This is a genomic window from Lysinibacillus sp. PWR01 (assembly GCF_043359455.1).
In the GTDB taxonomy this organism is placed as follows: Bacteria; Bacillota; Bacilli; order Bacillales_A; family Planococcaceae; genus Lysinibacillus; species Lysinibacillus fusiformis_F.
Genome location: NZ_JBHERJ010000035.1, coordinates 1 through 20530 on the forward strand (window position 1 = coordinate 1; position 20530 = coordinate 20530).

At 33.9% G+C, this 20530-nt stretch carries 14 protein-coding genes; 10 read left to right on the plus strand and 4 right to left on the minus strand.

All coding sequences use genetic code 11. The annotated features are described in order from the left end of the window. Window positions 1-81: 81 nt before the first annotated feature. Window positions 82-1266 carry a CaiB/BaiF CoA transferase family protein gene (locus ACEVFT_RS04950; RefSeq protein WP_342442202.1) on the minus strand — a complete coding sequence of 395 codons (1185 nt, stop codon included), beginning with the start codon at window positions 1264-1266 and terminating at the stop codon, window positions 82-84. A 509-nt stretch (window positions 1267-1775) separates the two neighbouring features. Here ACEVFT_RS04950 and ACEVFT_RS04955 point away from each other — a divergent pair. From ACEVFT_RS04955 to ACEVFT_RS04965, 3 genes are all read left to right on the plus strand, one after another. Further along, window positions 1776-3344: a sensor domain-containing diguanylate cyclase gene (locus ACEVFT_RS04955; protein ID WP_393948487.1), complete on the plus strand. Its 1569-nt coding sequence runs from the start codon at window positions 1776-1778 to the stop codon at window positions 3342-3344. 498 nt (window positions 3345-3842) lie between these two features. Then, the gene (locus ACEVFT_RS04960) at window positions 3843-4139 is read left to right on the plus strand and encodes a hypothetical protein (RefSeq protein WP_393948490.1); all 297 of its coding nucleotides are present in this window, start codon (window positions 3843-3845) and stop codon (window positions 4137-4139) included. Between the two features lie 174 nt (window positions 4140-4313). Continuing rightward, entirely contained in the window at window positions 4314-8684 is a 4371-nt protein-coding gene (locus ACEVFT_RS04965) for an S-layer homology domain-containing protein (RefSeq protein ID WP_393948492.1), read from the plus strand. Here ACEVFT_RS04965 and ACEVFT_RS04970 read toward each other — a convergent pair. Next, a complete protein-coding gene (locus tag ACEVFT_RS04970) occupies window positions 8607-8933 on the minus strand; it encodes an IS3 family transposase (protein WP_393948494.1) in 327 nt (108 codons plus the stop codon). The two genes, ACEVFT_RS04965 and ACEVFT_RS04970, sit on opposite strands and share 78 nt — an antisense overlap. Window positions 8934-9118: 185 nt before the next feature. On the opposite strand from ACEVFT_RS04970, the gene ACEVFT_RS04975 reads away from it, so the two are divergent. The 5 genes from ACEVFT_RS04975 to ACEVFT_RS04995 all read left to right on the plus strand — a co-directional run bounded on the left by ACEVFT_RS04975 (window position 9119) and on the right by ACEVFT_RS04995 (window position 15616). Beyond that, a complete protein-coding gene (locus ACEVFT_RS04975) occupies window positions 9119-10894 on the plus strand; it encodes an ABC transporter substrate-binding protein (protein WP_393948496.1) in 1776 nt (591 codons plus the stop codon). 114 nt (window positions 10895-11008) lie between these two features. Beyond that, complete coding sequence (locus tag ACEVFT_RS04980; protein WP_393948498.1) at window positions 11009-12949, plus strand: AraC family transcriptional regulator; 1941 nt, start codon at window positions 11009-11011, stop codon at window positions 12947-12949. Between the two features lie 278 nt (window positions 12950-13227). Beyond that, window positions 13228-14142 carry an ABC transporter ATP-binding protein gene (locus ACEVFT_RS04985; RefSeq protein ID WP_342442208.1) on the plus strand — a complete coding sequence of 305 codons (915 nt, stop codon included), beginning with the start codon at window positions 13228-13230 and terminating at the stop codon, window positions 14140-14142. Next, window positions 14135-14869 (plus strand): hypothetical protein, encoded by a 735-nt coding sequence (locus ACEVFT_RS04990; protein WP_342442209.1) that lies wholly within the window; start codon window positions 14135-14137, stop codon window positions 14867-14869. Before ACEVFT_RS04985 ends, ACEVFT_RS04990 begins: the two co-directional genes overlap by 8 nt. Before the next feature lie 12 nt (window positions 14870-14881). Next, window positions 14882-15616 carry a hypothetical protein gene (locus ACEVFT_RS04995; protein WP_342442210.1) on the plus strand — a complete coding sequence of 245 codons (735 nt, stop codon included), beginning with the start codon at window positions 14882-14884 and terminating at the stop codon, window positions 15614-15616. A 7-nt stretch (window positions 15617-15623) separates the two neighbouring features. Here the strand turns inward: ACEVFT_RS04995 and ACEVFT_RS05000 are convergent, their stop codons facing one another. Beyond that, window positions 15624-16649: a sensor histidine kinase gene (locus ACEVFT_RS05000; RefSeq protein WP_393948500.1), complete on the minus strand. Its 1026-nt coding sequence runs from the start codon at window positions 16647-16649 to the stop codon at window positions 15624-15626. After that, a complete protein-coding gene (locus tag ACEVFT_RS05005; RefSeq protein WP_342442212.1) occupies window positions 16646-17308 on the minus strand; it encodes a response regulator transcription factor in 663 nt (220 codons plus the stop codon). Before ACEVFT_RS05005 ends, ACEVFT_RS05000 begins: the two co-directional genes overlap by 4 nt. A 199-nt stretch (window positions 17309-17507) precedes the next feature. On the opposite strand from ACEVFT_RS05005, the gene ACEVFT_RS05010 reads away from it, so the two are divergent. Together ACEVFT_RS05010 and ACEVFT_RS05015 are read left to right on the plus strand one after the other, a co-directional pair. Continuing rightward, a complete protein-coding gene (locus tag ACEVFT_RS05010; RefSeq protein WP_342442213.1) occupies window positions 17508-18275 on the plus strand; it encodes an ABC transporter ATP-binding protein in 768 nt (255 codons plus the stop codon). After that, window positions 18262-20262, plus strand: coding sequence for an FtsX-like permease family protein (locus ACEVFT_RS05015; RefSeq protein WP_393948501.1), 2001 nt, complete (start codon window positions 18262-18264; stop codon window positions 20260-20262). The genes ACEVFT_RS05010 and ACEVFT_RS05015 overlap by 14 nt, the downstream gene beginning before the upstream one ends. Window positions 20263-20530: the final 268 nt, after the last annotated feature.

Genomic DNA, 20530 nt, shown 5'->3' on the forward strand with positions numbered 1-20530 from the left:
CATTTCTACCTTTCAATTGACTGTTTTGTTTTTCAACACTAAAAAAGGTGTCTAATACGTCACAGTATTAGACACCTTTTTTTACTCTAAAACGCCTTTTTCTTTCAAAGCATCGATTTGTTCAGCATCAAAGCCCAGAGATAATAAAACTTCCTCATTATGCTCGCCTAACTTAGCACCAACATGCTTGTATTCAGGCTGTGCACCATCAAATTTAAACGGAGAGGCAATTTGTTTTTGCATAGTCCCATCGCTTTTGGGAATAGTCACGATCATCTCCCGTGCTTTTAGCTGCGGATGTTCACATGCTTCAGGAAATGTTAGAACTGGCTCAACACAACCTTCAAAATCCTCATTAAATACTTCAAGCCATTCCTCATATGTCTTGGACAAAAAGGCATCGTGAACAGCTTCTTTAAAACGAATTTGCGTATAGTAGGAATCATTGAAGGTATTATCGATCAACTCAGGAATATCGAGTGCTTCACAGAGCAATTTGCGAAATTGAGGCTCTAAACTACCGACAGAGAAAAATCGTCCATCCTTTGTTTTGTAAAAATCATAGTAACTGCCTCCGTTTAAAATTTCTTGCTCTGGCTGTGGAACACGCCCACCTCCAATAAAGGCAGCACCATACATAGCATTAAGTGAAAAGACAGCGTCTGTCATACTTATATCGATGAATTGTCCTTCCCCTGTTTTTTCACGATGAAGTGCAGCAGCCAGCACGCCAATTGCGGCATGCATAGTTCCCCCAGCTATATCAGCTAGTTGAACTCCCATCGAAACAGGCTTTTTATCTTTATGGCGCGAATAGTCGAGTACGCCTGCTAAGGATAGATAGTTATTATCGTGTCCAGGTCGATTACTATAAGGCCCTGTTTGTCCATAGCCAGTAATCGCACAATAAATAACCTTAGGATTTATTTCTTTAAGAGCTTCATAGCCAATGCCAAGTCGTTGCATCACTCCAGGTCGAAATCCCTCGATAATAACGTCATATTCCTGTACAAGTGATTTAACAATGTCGATAGCTTCTGGTGATTTTAAATTTAACGTAATTGATTTTTTTGATCGATTTAAATGTTGATGAATATATGCCTCATGATCATCATCATAGGGAGGCATAATTCGTGTTAAATCAACACGCTTTGAAGATTCAACATGGATGACATCTGCTCCTAAATCAGCAAATATCATTGTGGCCATTGGTCCTGGTAGTAATGCAGAAAAATCGAGAATTTTTAACCCCTTTAAAATGCCCAAATCTTCCAACCCCTTTTTGTGTAGGCTACACAACCATCTGTATGATGATGGCAGAGTAGCGCTTTTCTCATAATCCCCATTGTGTGAAAAGCGTATTTTATATACTGTATTATTACAGTTTATTATATTTTAATGAGTATTATAACAGATTGAATCTTAACTTGCCTACGCTAATTTTTATTATAAAATAAACGCTTCAACTTTTATATGTCAGAATAACAATAAAAGTAAAAAAATTTAGAATTTAGATTTTCTATCAAATTTCAGATAATTAGCGTCAGCTGTTGGAATATTTAAACTAAGTAACTAAAATGTTGGAATTTTGTTTACTAGATTCTATATGATACGACCTCTTTTATTGATACAATCCTAGAGGTGTGTTGGATTCTTCTTACACAATTATGAAATGATACTTTTACCTATAGGAGTCTTTGCTTATAATAAGCACTAATTGTTTAAAGAATCTTTCAAAATATACATATAAAAACAACGTAAATAGGAGGGAAGAAATGAAATCGCATCAGTTAAAATTAAAGCATCTTATAATGGGCGTAGCGATGGCCGCATTCTTTTTCACAAGCATTGGTAGTGTTTGGGGCGGCTATAGGATGAACGTTGATTCTATTAAGGAAAATACGCTAGAAACGAATAGAGTTTATGCTCAAAAATTGGCATCAACTGCTGATTCCTATCTACATGAAGCTTTTCAAATCTTAGGATATAGTGCGAATCAGGTCAACACAAAAATGGATGATGAACAAGCATTGAATCAGGAAACGGAGCGTTTGAGATTGCAAAATCAAATGTTCAATTCGGTGGTCATAACAAATGCAAAGGGACTTGTTTTGTCTGTCTCCCCACCATCTATAGAAATTAAAGGAGAGGTTTTAACATCAATTGGTGCTAAAGAGGCATTAGCCAAAAAGACACCACTCATCTCTAAACCCTATGAGGCGATGACAGGACGGCTCATCATTTTTATATCGCATCCTATTTTCTCAGAGTCCAATGAGTATCTGGGAATGATTGCTGGCACTATTTATTTAAAGGAACCTAATGCCTTTAAAACCTTATTGGGAGAGCATTATAGTAAGGATGGTTCTTACGTATATGTAGTTGATTCTGATGGACGTGTTATCTATCATCAAGATCCAAGCCGTATTAATGATGTTGTAACGAAAAATAAAGTCGTTCAAGCTGTTATATCTGGCAAGGATGGTGCCCAGCTAGTTGAGAACACAAAAGGGGTAAAAATGCTTGCTGGCTATAGTGCAGTGGCAACGACAGGGTGGGGCGTTGTTGCGCAGAAACCATTAGATGTAGCATTAGCACCTTCATTTGATCGTGTACAGGAAGTCATTATAAAATCTGTACCCCTTATGGTTGTTTCGATTATTATTGTACTTTGGGCTGCAGCACGCATTGCTAATCCCTTACAGCAACTAGCATCTTTGACAGAGGAAAGTCTAGATAAGAAAAATGTAGAAGGTTTAAAATCTGTTAGTGGATGGTACTTTGAAGCGTATTCTTTGAAGAATGCATTGGTTCGAAGTTTATCGTTTTTACATGGACAGGTCTCTTTTTTCAAGGATCAATCTACAGTTGATCCATTGACGGGTATTACGAATAGACGAACAATGGATTCAATGCTTGCTGAGTGGTTAACAAATAAGGTACCGCATGCCATTATTTTGCTAGATTTAGATCACTTCAAAAGTGTGAATGATACATATGGTCATGCAATTGGCGATAAAGTTTTACAATTTTTAGCTAGACATATGGAATCTGTAGCCCGTAAAGGAGATATATGCTGCCGATACGGGGGCGAGGAATTTGTCATGCTTTTGCCGAATACGACAGCAGAGGAAGCCGTACGAGTGGCTGAACAACTACGAGGAATTTTGGCCGATACAGTCAGCCCATGTAGTAGACCAGTAACATTATCTGCAGGAATAGCGGTCTATCCCGCAATGGCAGATACAACGGAGGCGCTAATTGAAGCGGCTGATAATGCACTTTACCTTGCGAAACAAGAGGGACGCAACCAAGTAAAAGTGGCAGTCTCAAAAATGAATTAAAAAAATATAACAAAAGAGCTTACAACTCAAATTTTTGGGGTAATGATTAATGCAAACATCATTTGGGCAAGCTATGTGTAAGTCATCCGCCATATGACTTTTAAACCATGTTCAAATGATATGTAACTCGGGCCACATCTCTTGATCGACTTGACAAGACGTAAGGTTATCCCCCTTTCCCTTATGACACCCCAAGTACGACTGGATGTATGCCTATATATCGTCAAAAGCCAAGCGAGCACCGATGCTCCTTGGCTTTTTTTGTTGAGTGCTTGAGTGAAGTTCATTTGATATTTGGTGGGGAATACAAATAGGGTAGAATCCTTATGAAATGATTAGGAATAATTAGGTTGTTCTAATGAGGAGTGTGGGAGTGATCACAAAAGTGAGGAATCCGCTCAAAGAGGGTGAGGAAGTGATTAAAAAAGAGTTGCCCCCGCTCATAAGGAGTAAGAAAGTGATCAAAAAGAGTTGCCCCCGCTCATAAGGAGTAAGAAAGTGATCAAAAAAGAGTTGCCCCCGCTTATAAGGAGTAAGAAAGTGATCGAAAAAAAGTTGCTCCCGCTCATAAGGAGTAAGGAAGTGATCGAAAAAAAGTTGCTCCCGCTCATAAGGAGTAAGAAAGTGATCAAAAAAGAGTTGCCCCCGCTCATAAGGAGTAAGGAAGTGATCGCAAAAGAGTTGCTCCCGCTCATAAGGAGTCTGAAAGTGATCAAGAAAGAGCTGCCGCCGCTCATAAGAAGTCTGAAAGTAATCCCTATAAATCATTCCTACCTGGTTACTAAGGGGAATTGAAACTATTTTTCGACAAAGAGGGTAGCATAGTCTGAAACTATTATACGTATCAAGAATTTTACCTGACTATTTTAGATTTATCTATGAAGGTTCACTAGTCTATGGTCGATATAAAGAGTATGAGGAATATGATATTTGAACGTATCAAAATACATAAGCGAAAGGAAGAGTGGAATGGATAAATCTAAAATCCAAAAAGTAAATAAAGCCTTGATTGCAACAGTATTTGCTTCAAGTGGGATTGCTGTTGTAGTACCTCCACCGATAGCGGCAGCGGCTACTTCTCCCTTTACGGATATTAACCAATACTCGGATAATTATAATGAAATATTAAAACTATATTCTCAAGGCGTAATGAGCGGTTTTGCGGATAATACTTTCCGTCCGGATGTCAGTGTAACTCGTGGAGAGGCAGCGAAAATGCTGGCAACTGCGTTAAAATTGGATACAAAAAATATCCAAGATCCTTACTATAAGGATGTTCCAAAGGGCAATCAATATTATAAATACGTGGCGGCCTTGCAAAATGCAGGCATTATGTCTGGCTATTCAAACGGCACGTTTATGCCAAATGAAGTACTTACAAGAGGCGAACTAGCCAAAATGGTTGTAGTAGGGTTCCATCTAGAGGTATCCTCTTCGTACAATAATATTTTCAAAGATGTGAATAGCCAAACAAACAATGCCATCTATATTCAAACTTTAATCGATTTGAATATTACGAAAGGCACAACACCTGTTACATTTTCTCCATTTGATCCTGTTACTCGCGGACAGTTTGCCTCGTTTGTAGTGGGTTCACAAGAGAAGAAAAATAATGAAACATCTTACAAAATTACAAATGTTGATGATGATGCTGTTTATATAAATGGTCAATCTTATACAATTCCAGAAAGCCTTGCACATATTTTTAACGAATATAATGCACCTGTTTTAAAAGGTGCCGTCATTGAGGGTGATTTATCGAGTAAGGGAATTCGCTCCATTTCAAAATTGACTCTTAATGCAAGTGGAACAAGCTCACGTTCGCTCGATTTTGATGGCGATTACGGTTCTTTCGGTGCAACGATTGTAGTAAATGGCAATTATATCGAATTCTCGAATATGACGCTGACAGGGACCATGTATGTCAACGAAACAATCCGCCCACCATTGCATTTAGGGGCTACTTATAATCAACCATTAGCTCTTGGGCGTGTGGCAAGTAACAATATCTCATTCATCAATTGGTCGAATCCAGATAACAATAAGGGAGAAGACTCGTCAAATAACAATTCGAACGATCTTCAAAATTGGACAAAACCAAATACTGATAACGACAAGCCATTCGTCAACTGGTCTAAAGAAAAAGAGGAAATGAAAAATGTTGAGAAGTACCTAGAATTTTATAACAGCAGTGTTTCTCGACTAGTAGTATCTCAAACAGGTACGAAAATTGAAACAAATACAAAACTACCACGTGTAGATATCATTGGAAATGTGCGTGAGTTTGAAATTCAAGGCGATATTGGCACGTTAAATTTAAATACAGAAACAAAACTTACAATTTATGGATCAGGAAATATCGATTGGATCAATTACAATAGCTACACAGATCTTGAGCTATATATTGATGGTCGAATTGGCACATTATTTGTTGATAATTCATATGGCAAGATTGATATTGGAGATTATACGTATATTGATAAAGTTATTTTGCCTAAAGACGAGTCACCGAATAATATCTTTGATGATTTCTTAGATGATAAAGATAATGTAGGTAGTATTACAGATCCAGATGGCAAACCAATCGATAAGGACGATAATGAGAACCAGAATCCTGATGATAAAACAAAACCAATCATTAGTATTACGAATGTAAAAGTCCTAAATGGTAGCGAAATTCAAGCAGATTTCACCTCAGATGAAGTCGGTACGTACTATTATATTGTGCGTGAAAAAGGCGCAGAGGCACCAAATAAAAGTGAAATGGTCAACCGCCTCTCAAATAAGAACGTAGCAAATGGAACTGCGGCAGCCATCAAAGGAACCAACTCAATCAAGATTTCCAATTTAGGTGAGAAAAAAGAATACGTCATCTACATCATGGTTGTGGACGGCTCGAAAAATGCATCAGATATAGCTTCTCAAGAGTTCCAAATGAAAGATGCGTCACCACCTGTAGTGAAATCTCTACAAGTAACGCCATTACATGGAGGAACACGCGCTGAATTTACTTTTACAGCTAGTGAACCAGGAGACTATTACTACTATGTACGTAAGAAAACTTCAGCAGCTGATCCAACAACAGCTGATATAGTTGCTAACTCTACAGGAAAAGGCCAAGCAAAAGCTAGTGAACTTGGCATAAAAGGCATTCTAACGGGATTAGATGCAGAAACAGAATATCAGCTTTACGTTGTGATGAAAGATAATTCAGGTAACTTTTCGATAGACCCTCCTGCAGTAAAAGATTTTAAAACTGGTGCGCTTGATAGTGTTCATCCATATGTAGAACAAGGAAAGTTAGTAAGGAAAAGCAATAATCAGTTTGAACTTACTGTTAGTGAAGCATTAGATCCAGAAAGTGCGAACGATATTAACAATTATTTATTAACGGGTACAGTTATTGTTAACGTAACTGGAGAAAAAGGAATCAAACCATCAGCTGTAGAGTATAAAGCAGGAGATAAAAAAGTTTTATTAACAATACCATCTGATACGGGGTTTGTTAATGGTGATACGTTGCGTGTAACAGTATTACCAGGTGTTAAAGATTTAGCGGATAATGCGTTTGAAAATACTGGCACAGTGAAGCCAGGTGACCCGGTTCGTAACTATGCAGAATATAAACATACAGATACAGTAGCGCCTGTTATAACAATTGAAAATGTTATTAATAGGGCTGATGAATTGGATGGATTTAGACGAGCGGAAGTTGAATTCAGACCAAATAAAGCTGGAACATACTACTATATGATTTTACCAAATACAGTGGTAGATAATGGTGAAACAAAAACATTGCAGCAATATTTAACAGATCATGAAATTACAGAGCGTGATTTTATTAATGAGTTTAGTAGTGCTGATAGATCGAATAAATTCCAAATTAATGGTAAGAATATTTATGTGACAAGTGGTACAGGTACAGCCGATTTAGAAACAGCTACACAAAAATTTCCTGTATCTGTAGCACAGAATGCCTTAAATCCATTCAATAATTATTCTGTTTATATGGTATTAAGGGATCGCGGTGGTGAGATTTCTCGAATGGCAGGTCCTAGAGAAGTATTTAACGATGTGAAAGCACCACTTATCCGAGGCTTGGAAATCAAGCCGATGGAAAATAAAGATACAAAAGCAACAATTAGCTTTGAAACAAATGAAACAGCAAAGGTACATTACTGGTTTGTTGAAAAGAAAATCCAAGATGAAGATGGTAAGTGGATTGACAATCCTGATGTAAACTTAAGTGTGCCAGCAAATGAACAACGTTTAGCAACTGAATTAAAACGTAGCCCATCTGTTGAAAAAATAGGAAGTGGTCTTTCTGGAACAGTAGAAGCAAGAGGTGTAACATTAAAGCCTCATTCAGAATATGTTGTTTACGTTGGGGCAGAGGACACATATGGTAACTTTACGATTTATCGGGCAAATGTTGAATATAATGACCATAACAAAACGGCATCAGGCTTAATGAAGCAAGATTTCTATTCAGATGGGACGCCACCAAGAATCGGTATGAAGTCACCGATGGATAATAAGGATTATCCGGGATTAATTTATCGTAATAGTGATAATACCTTTACGATTACATTTAGCGAAACAATTATACGTGAGGTAGATGGTAAGTCTAAATTGGTATCTACAGGAGATACTGTCGATCTTGATTTAGCAGATATTCTTACAATTACTAGAAAAGATGCAAATGGCAATGATGTGGATGTAACGAGCCAATATGAGCCTGTACGTTATACAGTAGGCGCGAATACAACAATGGACAGTCAACTAATTATTCAGCCGCTAGCACCGAATACTGGAAATCAAACAATTACGGTGACAATGAAGGATGATACTACGGATGTAAGGGACTTTGTTATTCAAGGCTATGAGGGACATAAGTTTGTAAATGCTGCTCAATATCTATATCGTACACTGGATGCAATGTTTATGGAAATTCAGCTTAGTGATTTGAATACAACTAATGACCATAAAAAAGTTCAGGCGACATTTGACTTAGTAGGAGAAGTGAAACAACTTTATGAGAACGGAGAATTATTGAAATACTACTATCTATCTGATACAGCAATAACACCAGAATCTGTTATTCAGAATCGAACAGCGGCGCAAGTAGTTCAGACAGTTAATGACGGTTCTAATAGTTCATTGGCAAAAGGAAAAGGAACAGTTGCAACCAATGTGGCGCGTATTAATGTAGAATTTACGCACCCTGCTAAATTCTTTACAGGTGACTATGTAACCATTGTCTTAGAAGATAAATATGGCAATTTCCATAAATTCTATGCAAAGGTTGGTTATCGAAATCCTGTCCTTAATACACCATAAAGCGAGTAGGCTTGACTTCCCCTTGTCAACTAAACAGCTTTTAAAAAAACTAAGCAGCCATTTGGCGTCGATATTTATCGGTGTCAGATGGCTGAATTCTTTTAGGAAACGTTGATAGTTATAAAAGTAAATATATTCTTCAACTGTTTGTATAATTGCCTGTTCTGAATCCGCATGTAATAGGTACAGACATTCGCCGAGAGTATATTTATGATTCAAATGATAATGATTATCACCTATAATATACATAGAAAAATATATAGTTAAGAAGGGAGTAATTCCAAATAAACATAGAAGACCACCTTTTACTCTGGAATCACGCTTCTATCAAGGTATTAGATGTACGTCATAGGATACTCAGTATAGGGGAAACATTGCAGCCATATAAATTACCAGCAAGTGTTTTTCTCATAGTCACTCGGGGAGATGCGAAAATGCATCTGGATCAAACCAATTATCATGTGCATGAGTTTCAAATTATACATAGTGGCAAAGGGACGACTTTAGAAATTAATCAAATTATTGATGAACTAGAGTGCTATTTTATCTTTTATAAAGGTTCTGTTCCTTATCCTGTTGGTCAAAGCATTCTTCATTTGTTCGAAAAAAGAAATACATTTCAAGTGCAGTATAGTTTGACACCACAGTATCCAATCGTTATTTATGAAAAAGTACAGCTTATGTATGAAAGCTGGCAACAATCACAGTGGCTGGAACGTTTGCAAGTTAAAACATTATTTTATCAGATTGTATTAAGTATATATCAGCAGTTAAGTAGCCAAGAGAGCTATTTAAAACAAACAGGTTTGGTAAGTCAAATAAAGGCGTATGTGGAAGAACATTATGCAGATTCGATAAAGCTGGAGCCTCTTGCAGAACGTTTAAATTATAGTGTGTCACATATATCTGCCGTATTTAAGAGAGAGACAAACCATAGCTTAGTTGAATATGTTATGCAATTAAGAATGAAAAAGGCTGTAACGCTATTAAAATCAACAAATGTACCTTTAAAAGAGATTGCGGCAAGTGTTGGCTATACAGATGTTCATTATTTTAATCGCCTTTTTAAAAGACATATAGGGATATCACCAGGGAAATATAGAAAACTGGTATTGGATCGAGGCATGCTAGAAGATGCTCCACAAAACATCATGGAATCCTCCATTGATGAAAAAACACTCCAACGATATATTGATAGTGATAATCATTATCGATATAAAGAAGGAGGGAAATTTCAGATGGCTCGAAAAAATAAGTCAAATTTTGCAGCTACACTATTGCTGTGTTTGACGCTATTATTAGGTGCTTGCGCAAGTGGTGCCAATACAAATTCAGGCTCACAATCTCAAGCACAAAGTGAAACAAGTGGAGCAACACAGGTGGAAACCATTACATACCAAGCTGCGAGTGGAGAAGTAGAGATTCCAAAAAATCCGAAACGTATTGTAGTTGTAGCAGACAGCTATGCAGGATATTTATTGGCATTAGGTATTAAACCTATTGGCATGTCCGATTTTGCGTTAAGCCATCCTTATTTTGAGGGTAAAACAGATGGTATTGAAAGTATTGGTGACAACAAATCTGTTGAAAAAATCTTGGAATTGAAACCAGATTTAATTATTGCCTTCGATGGCATGGAAGGCTTTGAAAACTTTGAAAAGATTGCGCCAACCGTTGGCATTAAGTATGGCGACCTGAGTTATCGCGAACAATTAGTGGAGTTCGGTAAGATGCTTAATAAAGAAAAAGAAGCCGCTCAATGGATTAGCAATTGGGATGAGAAAATTGCCAAGTACAAGCCAATTGTTCAAGAAGTTGTAGGGGAACAGACGGTTTCTATTATGGGTGGTACTGATAAAGAGGTTTACATATATGGTGATCATTACTCTAGAGGTGGAGAAATCATGTATGGGGAATTCCAATTAAATGCGCCCGACTTAGTTCAAAAGGAGGCGCTTGAATCGAAAGAATGGGGCGTTTCATTTTCTATTGAACGATTGCCAGATTATGCAGGAGATTTTATTTTTGTAGAAGACACAGCGCTTGAATTTCTGAAGGAAAGCACATTATGGAATGAGTTGCCTGCAGTGAATAATAACATGGTTACGATATTGGATAGTAATGCTTCCTACTTTAATGACCCTGTTTCATTAGAGAAGCAGCTTGATTTAGTGGTAGAAGCCTTTAGTAATATGCAAAAAAATAAATAACATGAATAATTCATAAGCCAAACTACCATCAATCGTAGTTTGGCTTTTATTTGAGAATCATTTTCAATTATAATGATAGTAGCAAGAAGATAGATAGGAGGAGTTAGGTGCATTATGAATGTTGATGACCATATATACCTGTGGGATCATGCTGCTATCAAAGTGCTGGATGTTAGGCATCAAGTTTTGAGAATGGGTGAAACGTTACAGTCTTATAAAATGCCTTCCAATGGTTTTATTTTTGTGTCTCGTGGGAGGGGGCAGGTTCAGCTCAATCAAATTGAGTATATTATTCAGCAGTTTCAAGTCATACATGGTAGTAAAGGAACGATCTTAGATATTTTTCTAACAGAGGATGAGCTGGAGTATTATTTGATTTTTTATAAAGTGACCATGCCTATTCCTACGAGCCAAGAAATAGTAAAACTCATGGATAGGAGTAATCCATTTCTGTTGCAATATAGCTATATACCAAATTACCCGATTTTTATTTATCACAAAGTTAAATTGATGGAGCAGAAATGGAGGAAGGCTGGTGGAATAAATCGCTTTTATGTGAAATCATTATTCTACCAATTTGTTCATAATTTATTACAGCAGCTTCATAGCCAGGGGATAGATCTGATTAAACCAGACCTTGTGAGACAGGTAATAATGTATATACAAGAGAATTATGCACAAAATTTAACACTAGAATCTATTGCGACTCATTTGAATTATAGTGTTCCTCATCTATCTTCCATCTTTAAAAAGAAAACGGGTTATAGTGTAATTGACTATGTAATTCAAACGCGCCTCGATATAGCAGCTAATTTATTAGTAGAGACAGATGCTACATTGAAAGAAATTGCTGAAAATGTAGGCTATAGGGACCCTTATTATTTAAGTCGCCTTTTTAAAAAGTATAAGGGTGTATCGCCATTACGCTTTAGAAAACAAGAAAGAAAAGATGCTATACATCGTCCTCAAAATATCATTGAATCGTCCATTGTGTGGCGGCAAATATGGCGATATATTGATAGTGATAATCATTATCAATATAAAGGAGAGGAAGATATACATATGTATAGAGGTTCAAGAACTTCATTCACTGCAATAGCGCTACTTTGTATAACATTGCTGTTGGGCGCGTGTGCGGGAGGGACTACCAGTTCAAACAATGAAGCAACAGGACAGAATCAGCCTGTTGCAGAAAGCCAGTCTGCCAACTCATCTGAGACAAGAGTTTATAAGGATAGTCAAGGAGCAGAGGTAGAAATTCCTACAAATCCAGAACGAATTGTACTTCAGGGCAATTCGATCGGTGATTTACTTGCATTAGGCATAGAGCCTGTTGGGGTAGATCGTCGTTTTATCGAGAGCGGTGTTTTAGAAGATAACGGGAAAGTAAGTTCAACAGATATCGGCTTTCCAACAAACCTAGAGAAGGTTCTGACATTAAAGCCAGATTTGATTATGCTGTCATATGTTATGGATAATGAGGTCGAAGAAGCTTCTAAAATTGCACCAACTATTGTTTTTGATGGTATGCAGCCATTAAAGGATCGATTCCCAGTCGTTGCTGATATTGTTGGTAAAAAGGAAGAAGGAGAGCAGCTACTGAAGAAATATAATGAAGATGCCGATGCCATGTGGGAGCAGCTTCGTGCAGAGGGTAAGGTAGCTGAAGGTGAAACGGCAGTAGTACTCCAATTTTTTTGGAATAAAAAGATGTTCGTGATGAAAACAGGTGGGGTAGCAGGTTTACTGTATCAAGCTAAAGGATATAGTATGGATGAAAAGGTGCAAGCACTACAGCCAAATAGTGGACCATATATTGAAATTACTAAAGAGACGCTACATGAGACACTTATGGGTGATCAATTATTTGTATTAATTTCTGCGGATAAAGAGGCCCAAAAGGCATTTGAGGAATTAAAACAAGAACCATTGTGGAACTCCCTACCTGCTGTGAAGAACAATAAAGTGCATTTCATAGAGGATAAATGGAATTATGATGATATGACAACGAGTAACATGTTGCTAGAGGAATTTCCAAATATGCTAACAAAATAAGTAGATAGGAAAGGCTAGGTTAGACCTTAGTTTTTCCTGCAAACAGTAAAGTTACAACAAAGCCCAAGTGGATATGTCTACTTGGGCTTTTCAGCTAGGGAGAAAACTACTAAATTACAATTTGCTATATCTTTTTTATGAAAGAGTAATATCTTATAAATTCTATTATTTTACAATAAATCCTTATTTTAATAAAATGTAATTATAAACCATTTTTATTGGAAATCAGTAAAATTGTTGCGTGTAATTGATAAGATGCGTTAGAAGGAGGAGAAGAAATGAGTAATATTTTAACATTGTCGAATATCACAAAGAGTTATCGAAATAATAAAGTAATTAATAATGTTTCTTTCTCAGTTCCAAAAGGTGAAGTAATAGGTTTAGTTGGACCAAATGGTGCAGGAAAGACAACCCTTATGCGAATAATTATGGGATTAATAACGAAGTTTGAGGGGGAGGTTCGGTTTGATATTGAAAAGCAACCTTTACAACATATAAAACGTATTGGAGGACTGATTGAATACCCTAGTTTTTATCCCCATATGAGTGGAATGGATAACCTTATTTATTTTGCAGAGATTTCAGGGGGATATGATAGAGATAATGTTTCATCTGTAATCCATTTATTGGGGATTGAAGGTTTTGTTCATAAGAAGGTAAAAAGGTATTCTTTAGGAATGAAACAGAGGTTAGGAATTGCACAGGCATTAGTTAATAATCCTAAATTATTGATTTTAGATGAACCCACAAATGGATTAGATCCAGAAGGAGTTGCTGAAATAAGAGAAATATTGGGGAAAGTTTCAAAAGAGAGAGGGATATCAATTCTTATATCCAGCCATATTTTATCAGAAATTGAAGCTGTTTGTGATAAAGTTTTGTTTTTGAAGAAGGGAACAGTAGTAGATTATATTGATTTAAAAACAGAAAAACAGACTGATAGAGAGCTACATGAATTTATCATAGAAACTAAAAAAATAGAAATGGTAAAAAACTATTTAAATGATATACAAAACATACCTTTTATAGAAATAGATCAAGATAAAGTAAAATTTCAATATCTTTATAAAGATTCTGATTCTCTTATAGTAGATTTAGTAAAAAATAAAATTAGTATAAATGCTATTTATCCACTTCGCAAAGATTTAGAAAAGAGATTTTTTGAGTTAATGGGAGGAAATAAGATTGAATAGCACTATAAGAATATCAATATTAGAGGTTAAACAATTATTCAAAAGATATGGCATTTGGTCAAGTTTATTTATTGCAGTTTTGTACACTATTACAATTTATCTAAAAAGGCCCATGTACCCATCCCCTTCGGATTTGGATACATATTACAATTACTTTGGTGATATTTCGTACTATATTATTCTCATTATGCCTTCTTTTATTATGTCAAGAGAGTTTTCATTAAAAACTTCTAGAATTATATTCACAGGATCTTTATCACGTATAAATATAGTTCTATCAAAATTACTTTCATTGATTTTAATTGGATGTATTGTAGGAACTATTCATCGATTACTAGCCAATTTATTGTGGGTATTGGAACATAATAAATTTACTCTGAATAATCTTACACACGATATTTTCACTAATCTAACAAATTATTTACTTATTTCCTTTTTTGTTTCAAGTTTATCTTTCATCATTGGGTTTATTACGTTCAGTCAAATTGCAACAATAGTTTCCATTATTTCTATGTTTTCATTTGAGAGTATGATTAGAGGTATTATTTTAATAAAATTAGACTCTACAACAAAATTAGCTCTTTGGATTAAAGAGAATCCACTGGCTTTGGTTTATAAGGGAATGCAATATAATAATTTATCAATATCAAATAATATTTGTTTAGCATTAACAGGCTTAGTATTATTTTTAATATCTTTAATAATTATTAATAAAAGAGAAATATAGGAGATTGATAATATGACTGGTATGTTTTCTATAAGCCGAATGGAAATAAAGAAAATATTTGATACATCAACATGCGTTTTTTTAATAATATTATTTATTGCTACAATTATTGATAATGTTCTTTATTATCAGATGAATTTAAGTAAAAGCGTAGAGTTAAGCGGAAATATTGGTATTTCCTTATTTATTATACAAATTTACTTTATTTACTTAGGCAGTAATATGATAGGATCCGAGTTTAGTTTTGGAACTTCGAAAATGGTATTTAGTAGTATGTACAGTAGAAGTCAAATAATTCATATTAAAAGTGTTTCATTTTTATTTTATACTTCTCTATATGGCATTTTTAATATATTAATTGGATTAACTGTTCAACTTATCATAGGTAAACATTTCTCTAGTATGGAGATCCTAAGTACACTATTCTCAGTTTGGATTGTATATATAGTTTATTTCTCTTCTATCTTATCAGTAGGTATATTTACAATTTCTATTACGTTTAATCGCGTTTACTCATTAATAATTGGATATGTTCTATATATTTTTTTATATAACATTGGTATACAAATTGTAGAAAGAGATGACAGTTGGATGAAGACGATTATGGAGAATACACCATTTTACATTGCTTCTGATGGTTTTTCTACTCTATACTACAATATTAATAATATTATTTACTTAAGCTTCTTTTCAGTAGTAACCTATATAATAGGTCTCTATATAATCAAAAAAAGGGATTTGAAATAAATAAACTCTATATATTTTGTTTCGATTCTTGGAATAATCGCAGTTTATCAGGGAAATATATTTTAAATGTAGTGCCAGTATCTTCTTGAGAATCTACACTTATGCGTAACCCTAATTTTTTGCACAAGGTTTCACAAAGGTACAAACCCATACCAGTAGATTTAACATAGTTTCTACCATTGGTTCCTGTGAACCCACGTTTAAAAATTCTCTCAATATCAGATGAAGCTATACCAATACCGTTGTCTGATATTAACAATAAAGTACCGTTTTCTACTTTTTTAGCAATAAAGGATAATTTAAGCGGATTATGACGATATTTGATAGCATTATCTATTAATTGCTTTAAAATAAAAATAATCCATTTTGAATCAGATGTGACTTTCAAATCAAGGTTATCCTTATATATATTACCATTGGCACGAATAATACTTAGAGATAATGATTTAATGGCTAAATTTACAGCCTTATCAAGTGTAAATGTTTCTATTCTATAATCTTGATTTAAAGTACTACTTCTTGCATAGTATAGAGCTTGTTCAACATAACCTTCTATTTTTAATAGTTCTTCTTGAATAAGGATATTTTCAGGTGTCTTATGGTTACTTATAATTAACTTTAGTGCAGTGATTGGTGTTTTTATTTCATGCACCCAAAGTTCAATGTAGTCGGTATAATTACGTTGTGAGTTTTTCAAAGAGAAAATACAATCATTCATGTATTTTGTTGCTTCATTTAAGATGTTGTAGAAGAATTTCCCTGAAAAAAAAGGGGGTTCCTCTACAATATCTGCAATATATGTTTTTTCTTTGATTTGTTTTGAAATATTTTTTATTTCATCGTAATAGTTCCTTAATTGATAATATTTAAATAAAATTGGTGTGAAAAAGAAAAATAGAAGAATCAAATCTATTACTATTACTAAACTTCCATTTTCATTATACAAGTAGAGGACACTAGAGATAATTAGCAATGATAGTAAATGAAAAAGTATTGCTAACTGTTTTTCCTTAAAAAATTCAATTAAACTCATAACTGATAACCCTGTCCTCTCTTCGTTAATAAATATTTTTTTAAACCGATTGATTCCAATTTGCGCCTTAACCTTGATATATTAACATTTAAGGTATTTTCATCAACAAAATCTCCGTTTTGCCAAAGCTCATTCATTATTTCATCTCTAGAAACTACGTTTCCTTTATTCATCATCAATAATCTAAGAATACATAATTCATTCTTTGTAAGTTCTATTTCTTTATTATTATAAATAGCTTTGCTCTTTAATATTTCCAGTGTTAAATCTTTATAAGAAAGAATAGCACTTTTGGAAATTTCGTAAGTTCTTTTTAAAACGGATTGAATATGAGCTAAAAGGATTTGTGAATCATATGGTTTTGTAATAAAGTCATCTGCTCCTATTTGAAGACTTAATAGTTCGTCAAAGGAAGTGTCACGGCTAGTTACTATAATAATGGGCACAGAAGACAATTTCCGAATTTCACGACACACTTGAAAACCGTCTTGAAAAGGAAGGTTAAGATCTAAAATAATTAAATGCGGCATGCTTTGTAGAGCATCTTCTACAATTTTTGTGAAATCATCGCCACTTATGCATTCATACCCATATCTCTCTAGAAAATCAAAAAGTTCCTTTCTGATAATTGGATCATCTTCGATAATGAATATTTTCATTTTTAATTTCCCCTTAATTGAACCAATGAATGTCTTTATTTCCATTATTTATATCTTTTAATTATATTATAGTGCATAGTAAGTAAACTTACAAAACGGTAATATTATGATACAATAATCGATTTTTTGTTAATTCATTGAATGGTAATATTATGGTAGCAAAAGGATAAGTCATCCATAAAAGGGGTGGAATTGGGAAGTGAATACAATATTAAAAGTTGAAAATATTGAAAAGGTGTATGGTAATAAGGGTAATGTAACCCATGCATTAAAAAACATTTCATTTGAAGTGCAAAAAGGCGATTTTATAGCAATTATGGGACCAAGTGGAAGTGGTAAATCGACTTTACTTAATTGTATTTCAACCATTGATACTGCTACGGCTGGTCATGTATTTATAGATGGCGAAGATGTCACAAAATTAAAGGGCCATAAATTATCAAAATTTAGAAGTGAGAAGTTAGGTTTTATTTTTCAAGAATATAATTTACTAGATACACTAACTGCTTTTGAAAATGTTTCTTTGGCATTATCTATAATTAATTATCCAGTGAATGAAATTGAACATGAAGTCGATAGAGTTGCCGCTGCTTTGGATATAAAGGAAGTATTGTACAAATACCCATATCAAATGTCAGGAGGACAACAGCAGAGAATTGCGGCAGCGAGAGCAATTGTTACAAGGCCTACATTATTATTAGCCGATGAGCCAACAGGGGCTCTTGATAGTAAATCTGCTAAAATGTTGCTGAAAAATTTAGAAATATTAAATCAGCAACAAGATGCCACAACTTTGATGGTTACTCATGATCCTTATAATGCAAGTTTTTGCAGAAGGATTATTTTTCTAAAGGATGGAGAAATTTTTAATGAACTAATACGAGGAAAAGATGATCGTAAAACTTTCTTTAATCGAATAATGGAGGTTGTTGCACTACTAGGAGGAAATATCAATGATGAGTTTTAAATTGATATATAAAAATGTAGGCAGAAGTATTAAAGATTATGCTATCTATTTTCTAACTCTTGTTTTAGGTGTTAGCCTATTTTATGCATTTAATTCAGTATCATCTCAACCAGCTTTAAATGATTTAAATTATTCTATGGAGATTTTTGGGGATGCATTAGTTACGTATATTGGACTATTAACAAGGTTTATTGCAATTGTTTTTGCTTTTCTTATCATATATGCCAATCAATTTATAATGAAGCGAAGAAAAAAAGAAATGGGTATTTATATGACATTAGGGATGAGTAAATGGCGGATATCCTTTATTTTTGTAGGTGAGACTTTTTTGGTAGGGTTATTTGCTTTAATTATAGGCCTTGGGCTAGGATTTTTAATGTCACAAGTAATCTCGATATTAGCTTTAAAAATGTTTGTAGGTGATGCAGTAGGATATAAATTGTTGTTATCAAAAGAAGCTATAAAAGAAACTATTATAAGTTTTTCTATTATTTATATTATAGTAGCACTTTTTAATGCTCGTAATATTATGAATATTAAACTTATCGATTTATTAATTGCGAATCGTAAAAATCAAGAGTTAAAGGTCTATAACAAATGGGCGACAAGTAGCCTTTTTTTAGTAGCAATTACTTTAATAACTACTGGAATACTATTGTTGATGAAATTCGGACTTGATAAGAATTATTTAACTGTGATAGTCTCGCTTCTTGGTTTTGGTATTATTTTGTTTTATTATACAATTTCCGGTGTGATGGTGTTCTTGGCTAAAAGAAACAAAAAGCTGTATTTTAAAGAACTAAATTCATTTTTGTTTCGACAATTCGGAAGTAAAATGCAAATTAATTTTCTAGTAATAAGTATCTTAAGTGCATTACTGATAGCTTCACTAGTAGTTCTAGGTACAGGATTTAGTGTTACAAGTTCTATGAATAAACAAGTTACCACGGCAACTCCATTTGACTTAACAATTGTAAAACCCTATGAGGATAACAAAAATCTTTTAGAAACAGCAAAACAAGATGGCATTCCACTCAAAGAAAATCTTAAAAGTTATGTAGAGATAATGTTGTTTAATGCAGATTTAACTTATGGAGAATTGTTTAAAGAGCAACAAGTAGAACTATCTGATTTAGAACAAGAGATACTTATGTCACAAGTTACTTTAATAACTGAAACAGATTACAATAAAATATTGGAACTATCTGGAGAAGAAGGAATTCGGTTGGGAGAAAATAAATTTATTATTAATGCAAACTATGAACCCTTTAATAAACATATTCAAAATTTCTTAAATAAAGAGGGGAAAATAAGAATTGGTGACAAGGAGCTTACTCCTGCAAACAAAAAAATATTTGGTAACATTACTTACTTAACAAATTCAACCAGGGCAAATGATGTAGGAACAGTGGTTGTTCCAGACAATATGAGAAATTATATGAATCCTGATAGTTTCTTATTGAATGGTGTTTTTCCCTCTCAAGAAATTGAGGGCACGGTCTATAAAATAATGAATAATAAATGGGTTGAAAAATCTCTTGATGGAGAGATTTATTATGTAACTAAGAGTGTGATACAAGACACTTACTTTGGCGTATTTGGAGTAATAGCTTTTATTAGCAGTTACTTAGGAATAATTTTAATGATTGTCACGTTATCAATACTAGCATTACAGCAATTAACAGAAACCCAGGATAACAAAGAAAGATACCTGACATTATCGAAAATTGGTGCAGATAAAAAAATGATTAATAGGTTGTTATTTAGACAAATTGGATTTTATTTTATTTCACCTTTAATTTTAGCTAGTTTCATATCAATCTTTACTACTAAGGTTGTATTAGAAAAATTAGAACCATTTTTTGAAGTTTCTATCAAACAGAATATGTTTTTAAGCTTTGGTATTATTTTGTTGCTATATGTAATATATTTCATTGCAACTTATCAGAGTGCAAAACAAGTAATTTTAGACAATAGACTTAAATAAAAGGAGTAGGTAATATGACTGAATTTCTAATGGGTTTTGGATTATCGGAGGGAATAGTTGAAACTATTAAATGGTGGATCCCATATTTAAGTTTTATAATGATCATAATCATCGTAACCATTTTATTTAAGGTTATCCGTAAAAAGAAAATAAAGAATGCGAAAAATTAATAAGCAATTTAGTTTAAAAAAGCATTATTCTTGGTTAAATGATCTTAGAACTAACTTTCGTTTTTAAATGACTGGTTCCTCACAATTTTTCTTATAAA